This is a genomic window from Phenylobacterium sp. (assembly GCF_035276905.1).
Taxonomy (GTDB): domain Bacteria; phylum Pseudomonadota; class Alphaproteobacteria; order Caulobacterales; family Caulobacteraceae; genus Phenylobacterium.
The window spans coordinates 1-5,961 of record NZ_DATELG010000265.1 but is presented as its reverse complement, the minus strand read 5'-3'; the positions used below and the strand labels follow the sequence as shown (position 1 = coordinate 5,961).

Annotated in this window: 8 protein-coding genes and 1 pseudogene; 3 read left to right on the top strand and 6 right to left on the bottom strand. The window is 69.2% G+C overall.

The window, feature by feature from the left end; all coding sequences use genetic code 11:
* On the top strand, nucleotides 1–345 hold a 345-nt coding region (locus VJS38_RS12460; RefSeq protein ID WP_324088468.1), incomplete at its 5' end, for a hypothetical protein.
* 91 nt (nucleotides 346–436) lie between these two features.
* On the opposite strand, the gene VJS38_RS12455 is transcribed toward VJS38_RS12460, so the two are convergent.
* Genes VJS38_RS12455 through petA form a run of 3 tightly spaced genes read right to left on the bottom strand, consistent with a single transcriptional unit; the run spans nucleotide 437 to nucleotide 3,169 of the window.
* A complete protein-coding gene (locus VJS38_RS12455) occupies nucleotides 437–1,282 on the bottom strand; it encodes a cytochrome c1 (RefSeq protein ID WP_324088467.1) in 846 nt (281 codons plus the stop codon).
* 7 nt (nucleotides 1,283–1,289) lie between these two features.
* Complete coding sequence (locus VJS38_RS12450; RefSeq protein WP_324088466.1) at nucleotides 1,290–2,609, bottom strand: cytochrome b/b6; 1,320 nt, start codon at nucleotides 2,607–2,609, stop codon at nucleotides 1,290–1,292.
* Between the two features lie 5 nt (nucleotides 2,610–2,614).
* Complete coding sequence (petA, locus tag VJS38_RS12445; RefSeq protein ID WP_324088465.1) at nucleotides 2,615–3,169, bottom strand: ubiquinol-cytochrome c reductase iron-sulfur subunit; 555 nt, start codon at nucleotides 3,167–3,169, stop codon at nucleotides 2,615–2,617.
* Nucleotides 3,170–3,378: 209 nt separating this feature from the next.
* Between petA and VJS38_RS12440 the strand changes: the two genes are divergently transcribed.
* Together VJS38_RS12440 and hemF are read left to right on the top strand one after the other, a co-directional pair.
* Complete coding sequence (locus VJS38_RS12440; protein WP_324088464.1) at nucleotides 3,379–3,834, top strand: tRNA (cytidine(34)-2'-O)-methyltransferase; 456 nt, start codon at nucleotides 3,379–3,381, stop codon at nucleotides 3,832–3,834.
* 58 nt (nucleotides 3,835–3,892) lie between these two features.
* The gene (hemF, locus tag VJS38_RS12435; RefSeq protein WP_324088463.1) at nucleotides 3,893–4,765 is read left to right on the top strand and encodes an oxygen-dependent coproporphyrinogen oxidase; all 873 of its coding nucleotides are present in this window, start codon (nucleotides 3,893–3,895) and stop codon (nucleotides 4,763–4,765) included.
* On the opposite strand, the gene VJS38_RS12430 is transcribed toward hemF, so the two are convergent.
* The 3 genes and pseudogenes from VJS38_RS12430 to VJS38_RS12420 all read right to left on the bottom strand — a co-directional run.
* A complete protein-coding gene (locus tag VJS38_RS12430; protein WP_324088462.1) occupies nucleotides 4,762–4,887 on the bottom strand; it encodes a hypothetical protein in 126 nt (41 codons plus the stop codon). The two genes, hemF and VJS38_RS12430, sit on opposite strands and share 4 nt — an antisense overlap.
* A gap of 119 nt (nucleotides 4,888–5,006) precedes the next feature.
* Nucleotides 5,007–5,720: a type 1 glutamine amidotransferase gene (locus VJS38_RS12425; protein ID WP_324088461.1), complete on the bottom strand. Its 714-nt coding sequence runs from the start codon at nucleotides 5,718–5,720 to the stop codon at nucleotides 5,007–5,009.
* Nucleotides 5,717–5,961 (bottom strand): annotated as a pseudogene (locus tag VJS38_RS12420) (CCA tRNA nucleotidyltransferase); the annotation flags it as partial. The gene VJS38_RS12425 and the pseudogene VJS38_RS12420, both read right to left, overlap by 4 nt.

Sequence of the window (5,961 nt, the reverse complement as noted above, 5' to 3'; positions counted from 1 at the left end):
TGGCGCGCCGGGCGGCCGGTGGCGCCGGCGGCGGTGGCGGACGGCCGCCGGACGCTTGCAGGCGACTTCGTGGTCGCCACCGGCGCGGACACCCCGGTCCGCCTGCGCGACGATCTGGCCGACGCGCCCGGCGCGGCCAGCCGGGAGCCCCTCTATCCCTACGGTGAGATCCGCCCGGAGCTGCGGGCGCTGTCCTTCGCCGGCGACCTCTACGAGGCGCAGGCCAGCGGCCTCGAGGCCAAGGCCGATCTCGACGCCGCCGGCGAGATCGGGGCCCCGGTGCTGGCGCGATACCGCGTGCGGTTCGACTTCGCGCGCGGCCGGCTGCAGCTGGCGCGGCCGTGAGCGGAGGAGGACGGGACACGCGCAGCCGAAACCGAAAAAGGCCCGCCGGATCGCTCCGGCGGGCCCCGATCGGATCTTCAGACCTTCAGCCTCAGTGCGCCACGTTGCGCCAGATGCGGCGGTAGCTGGCGTAGAGCAGGCCGGTGAAGATCAAGAGGTAGATCATCGCCCCGAGGCCGAACTGCTTGCGCTCCTCCATCTTGGGCTCGGCGGCCCAGGCGAGGAAGGCCGCGACGTCCTGGGCTTCCTGTTCGATGGTCGAGGGCTTGCCGTCGTCGAAGGTCACGCGGCCGTTGGTCAGCGGCGGCGGCATGGCGATGAAGCCGCCTTCCGGCGTCTTGTCCTTCGGCCCGGTCCAGAACGACGACAGGTCGCCCGGGAAATAGGGGTTGTAGTGCTTGCCCGCCGGCACGGTCAGGCCGGCCGGCGGCTCGTGGTAGCCGGTCAGCACCGAGTAGATATAGGCCGGGCCGCCTTCGCGGGCCTTGGCGATCACCGACAGGTCCGGCGGCAGGGCGCCGCCGTTCGACGCGCGCGCCGCCGGCTCGTTCGGGAACGGCGACGGGAAATGGTCGGCCGAGGTCGCCGGACGGTGGACGGCGTCACCCGTCTCGGAGTCGATGTCCGGGACCTGAATGTCCTTGGCCAGCGACTTCACGTAGGGATTGTCGTTCGGGTTCGGGTACTTCGGGTCGTAGAACGGCCCCCCGGGCTGGCCCAGGTTGCGGAAGTACACCAGGTTCATCGCGTGGCAGGCCGAGCAGACCTCGCGGTAGACCTTGTAGCCGCGCTGCAGCTGTTCCTTGTCGAACTTGCCGAACGGCCCCTCGAAGGACCAGTGGATGTCCTTCGGCTCCAGGTGGGTGGTCGCCGCCTGCGCCGAGCCCGCGATGAGGGCGAGCCCGAGCGCCGCGAGAGTCAGACCTTTACGCAGCATCTTGGGCTCAACCCTTCTTTTCAGGCGAGGCCACGGCGCCGGCCGGCGTGGTGGCGGGGTGCGACAGGACAGGGGCCGAGATCGATTCCGGCACCGGCAGCGGGGTTTCGGTGAGCCCGAGGATCGGCGTGATCACCAGGAAGTAGGCGAAGTAGTAGAGCGCCGCGACCCGCGACAGCCACACGTAGCTGTTCAGGTCCGAGCCGCCCAGGCTGAAGCTGGTCAGGCCGGGGATCACCGGATCGTCCGGCAGCTTGGCGCCGCAGAAGCCGAGCACGATGCAGGCCAGGACGAAGATGAAGAAGTAGAGCTTCGCCGTCGGCCGGTAGCGCATCGAGCGCACCTTGGAGGTGTCCAGCCAGGGCAGGACGAACAGCACGCCGATCGCGCCGAACATCCCGAGCACGCCGCCGAGCTTGTTCGGGACCGCGCGCAGGATCGCGTAGAACGGCAGGAAGTACCATTCGGGGACGATGTGCGCCGGGGTCACCAGCGGGTTGGCCGGGATGTAGTTGTCGGCGTGGCCCAGGACGTCCGGGTTGTAGAAGACGAACGAGGCGAAGAGAACCAGGAAGACCGCGATCGCGAAGCCGTCCTTCACCGTGTAGTACGGGTGGAACGGAACGGTGTCTTCCTTGGACTTCACGTTCACGCCGAGCGGGTTGTTGTTGCCAGGCACGTGCAGCGCCCAGATGTGCAGGACGACGACGCCTGCGATCATGAACGGCAGCAGGAAGTGCAGCGAGAAGAAGCGGTTCAGCGTGGGATCGTCCACCGCGAAGCCGCCCCACAGCCAGGTGGTGATGGCGTCGCCGACCACCGGGAGCGCGCCCAGGAGGTTGGTGATCACGACCGCGCCGTGGAAGCTCATCTGGCCCCAGGGCAGCACGTAGCCCATGAAAGCGGTGGCCATCATCAGGAGGTAGATGATGCAGCCCAGGATCCACAGCACCTCGCGCGGCGCCTTGTAGGAGCCGTAGTAGAGGTTGCGGAAGATGTGGATGTAGACCGCGATGAAGAACATCGAGGCGCCGTTGGCGTGCATGTAGCGGATCAGCCAGCCGTAGTTCACGTCGCGCATGATCCGCTCGACCGACGCGAAGGCGTGGTCGACGTGCGGCACGTAGTGCATGGCCAGCACGACGCCGGTGACGATCTGGAAGACCAGCATCATCGCCAGGATGCCGCCGAAGGTCCACCAGTAGTTCAGGTTCTTCGGGGTCGGGAAGTTGATCGCCGTGTCCATGGCGAACCGGACGACCGGCAGGCGCATGTCGAGCCAGCGTTCGAAGCCGGTCTTCGGCTCGTAGGTGGAATGTCCGCTCATGCCCGTCAGCCCACCTTGACCTTGGTGTCGGAAACGAAGGCGTAGTCCGGAACCACGAGGTTCTTGGGCGCGGGGCCCTTACGGATACGCCCGGAGGTGTCGTAGACCGAGCCGTGGCAGGGGCAAAACCAGCCGCCGTACTCGCCGCCGCCGAAGGTCGGCACGCACCCCAGGTGGGTGCAGGTGCCGATCAGGATCAGCCATTGGGCCTTGCCCGGCTTGTGCCGCTCGGCGTCGGTCTGGGGATCGCGCATGTCGGCGTGATCGTCCTTCACCGCCTCGGCGATTTCCTTCTCGGTGCGGTTGCGGACGAACAGCGGCTTGCCGCGCCATTTCACCGTCACCTGCTGGCCGCTGGCGACCTTGGTGAGGTCGAACTCGATGGAGGCGAGCGCCAAGGTGTCGCCGGCCGGATTCATCTGGTCGATGAACGGCCAGGCCAGCGCCCCCACGGCGCCGACCGCGGCCGCGCCCGCGGCGATGTGGATGAAGTCGCGACGGCTCGGGTCTTCGCCCGAGACGTGCGGGTCGGGTCTTTCGCCCACGACGGTGTCGGCCACCTAAAGCTACCCTTCGAATTCGAGCGCCCTCCGAAATCGGCGAAGAGGCGCCCAGGCTTGAACCCGACCAGGTGTCCGGCCGGGCAGGTTCTTTAAGGACAGGCCACGGGCAGTACAAACTCCCGGCGGCCGACCTTGCGAACGCGCGCAAGCCTTCCCGCCATGATTCGTCTTTACGCCCCGGCCTGTTCCGTGGCGGATCGCTTAGAATGCGCTTGGCCCTTTTTCAACCCGACATTCCGCAAAACCTTGGCGCTGCGCTACGGCTTGGCGCCTGTCTGGGCGTCCCCGTGGACGTGATCGAGCCCTGCGGCTTTCCGCTTTCCGACCGCGCCGCGCGCCGGGCGGCCCTGGATTACGCCCAAATGGCGGAGGTCGTTCGCCATCCGAGCTGGACACGGTTCATCGACGCGCCCGAGCGCGCCGGCGGCCGGCTGCTGCTGTTCACCACCCAGGGCGCCGAGCCCTTCCACAATTTTCACTATCGCCCGGACGACGTCTTGCTGTTCGGCCGCGAGAGCGCCGGCGTCCCGCCCGAGGTCCACGCCGGCGCCGACGCACGCCTCTACATCCCGCTGGTCGCCGGCGCGCGGTCGCTGAACGTGGTCAACGCCGCGGCGATGGCGCTCGGCGAAGCGCTGCGGCAGACGGGGGGGTTCAGGTAGTCCTCTCCGCATCGGCCCGGAGTTCTCACGGCCCTCCATCCAGGCTAAGCCCTCGCCGATGACCCAGCCCCCCGTCCTCGACGAGAAGAGCCTGCGCGCGCGGGCGTGGTTCGACAGCCTGCGCGACCGGATAGTCGCCGAGTTCGAGCGGCTGGAGGACGAGGCTCCGGCGGACCTCTACCCCGGCGAGCCCGGACGCTTCGAGCTGAAGCCCTGGGACCGGCCGGCCGGCGGCGGCGGGGTGATGGGCCTCCTGCACGGGCGGTTCTTCGAAAAGGTCGGCGTGCACATCAGCCTGGTGCACGGAAACTTCACGCCGGAGATGGCCGCCGCCATGCCGGGCGCCGACAAGGACCCGCGCTTCGTCGCTACCGGGATCAGCCTGATCGCCCACCTGGTCAATCCGCGGGTCCCCGCGGTCCACATGAACACCCGCTACCTGGCCACCACCCGGGACTGGTTCGGCGGCGGGGCGGATCTGACGCCGCTGGTGGACGAGCAGCGCAGCCAGGAGGCGGACGACGCGCGCCTGTTCCACGCGGCGATGAAGGCCGCCTGCGACAAGCACGATCCGGAATGGTACCCGCGCTACAAGGCCCGCTGCGACGAGTACTTCTTCCTGCCGCACCGGAACGAGCCGCGCGGCGTCGGCGGCATCTTTTACGACCACCACGATTCCGGCGACTGGGAGCGCGACTTCGCCTTCACGAAGGACGTCGGCGAGGCCTTCCTCGAGGCCTATCCGACGATCGCGCGCCACCGGATGGACGAGCCCTGGACCGAGGCCGACCGTGAGCAGCAGCTGGTCCGCCGCGGCCGTTACGTCGAGTTCAACCTGCTCTACGACAAGGGCACGATGTTCGGCCTGAAGACCGGCGGCAACATCGAGTCGATTCTCAGCTCAATGCCGCCGCTGGTCGCCTGGCCCTAAGCCTCGGGCGAGGGGTCCGGGAACGGCCCCGGCGGAATGTCCGGCGGGATCGGCGAGACCGGCAGCTCCGGCGGGATCGGCGGCGCGACCGGATCGGGGATCGGCGGTTCGCTGCTCGGCATCATCGCCTCCTGCGGCGCCTCAACCTCCGCTCTTCCCCGGTCCCCGCTTTCGCGCGGAAGAGCGGGTGTAGGGCTGGTTGGATTGCTTCCCCTCTAGAACGCCCGCTCGACGCTCCCGTTCAGCGCCCGCGGCCCGCGCTGTGCGCGTCGAGGAAGTTCCGGATCCAGCCGCCCACGCGCGCGCGATCGTCAGGCCCCTGGTAGCTGGCGACGGCGCGATCGGCCTCCTCCTCGCTCAGGCGTGATCCGCGGCGGTTCTCGATCAGCGCGATGGCGTAGGCCGGCTCGAACTCGGGATGCAGCTGGATCGAGATCGCCGGCTGGTCGCGGTAGGCGAGCGCGCCGAACGGGGTGAAGTCGCTGGCGGCCACCACCTCGGCGCCCGGCGGCGGCTCGACCACCTGGTCCTGATGCGAGCCCGGCAGGCGGATCTGCGGGACGGCGTCCATCCACGGCTCGCGGCGCACGACGTCGTAGGTCTGCTCCCCCAGGCCCCAGCCCTTGGGCGACTTGATCACCTGGCCGCCGAAGGCCTGGGCCATGACCTGGTGGCCGAAGCAGACTCCGACCAGCGCCGCACGTCCCTTGGCGGCGTTCAGGAACCCCATCAGCGCGCCGATCCAGGACGTCCCGTCATAGACCCCGCTGGACGAGCCGGTCACCAGCCAGGCCTGGCAGGCGTCGGGCGCGGACGGCAGCTGGCCCTCGTCGACGGCGAAGACCGAATAGTCGTAGGCGTCCTCGCCGAGCAGGCGGCGGAACATGTCCGGATAGGTCCCGAACCCGTCCACGCCTCTGGGCGGCGCGCCGGTCCTGAGGATGCCGAGCTTCATCCGATCAGTTCCTTCAGCTTGGCCAGCGCCTGGGCGCGGTCGGCGGTGAAGTCGCCCTCGATCCACCACGCCTCCAGCGCGCGCAGCGCCTCGCCGACCTTGGGCCCCTTGGGCAGGCCTGCGGCCGCCGCGTCGGCGCCGTTGATCGGCAGCCGGGGCGCCGTCCAGGCCTCGCCGATCGCCGCCAGCGCGCGCCAGCCGGCCGCGTCCACCGGGCTCGCCGCCGCCCAGTTCAGCTTCA

What these genes read in the sequence shown, in the direction of transcription:
- VJS38_RS12440 (WP_324088464.1), top strand. Translation starts at nt 3,379, where the DNA reads ATGCGCTTGGCCCTTTTTCAACCCGACATTCCGCAAAACCTTGGCGCT.
- hemF (WP_324088463.1), top strand. Translation starts at nt 3,893, where the DNA reads ATGACCCAGCCCCCCGTCCTCGACGAGAAGAGCCTGCGCGCGCGGGCG.
- VJS38_RS12450 (WP_324088466.1), bottom strand. Translation starts at nt 2,609, where the DNA reads ATGAGCGGACATTCCACCTACGAGCCGAAGACCGGCTTCGAACGCTGG.
- VJS38_RS12425 (WP_324088461.1), bottom strand. Translation starts at nt 5,720, where the DNA reads ATGAAGCTCGGCATCCTCAGGACCGGCGCGCCGCCCAGAGGCGTGGAC.
- VJS38_RS12430 (WP_324088462.1), bottom strand. Translation starts at nt 4,887, where the DNA reads ATGCCGAGCAGCGAACCGCCGATCCCCGATCCGGTCGCGCCGCCGATC.
- VJS38_RS12455 (WP_324088467.1), bottom strand. Translation starts at nt 1,282, where the DNA reads ATGCTGCGTAAAGGTCTGACTCTCGCGGCGCTCGGGCTCGCCCTCATC.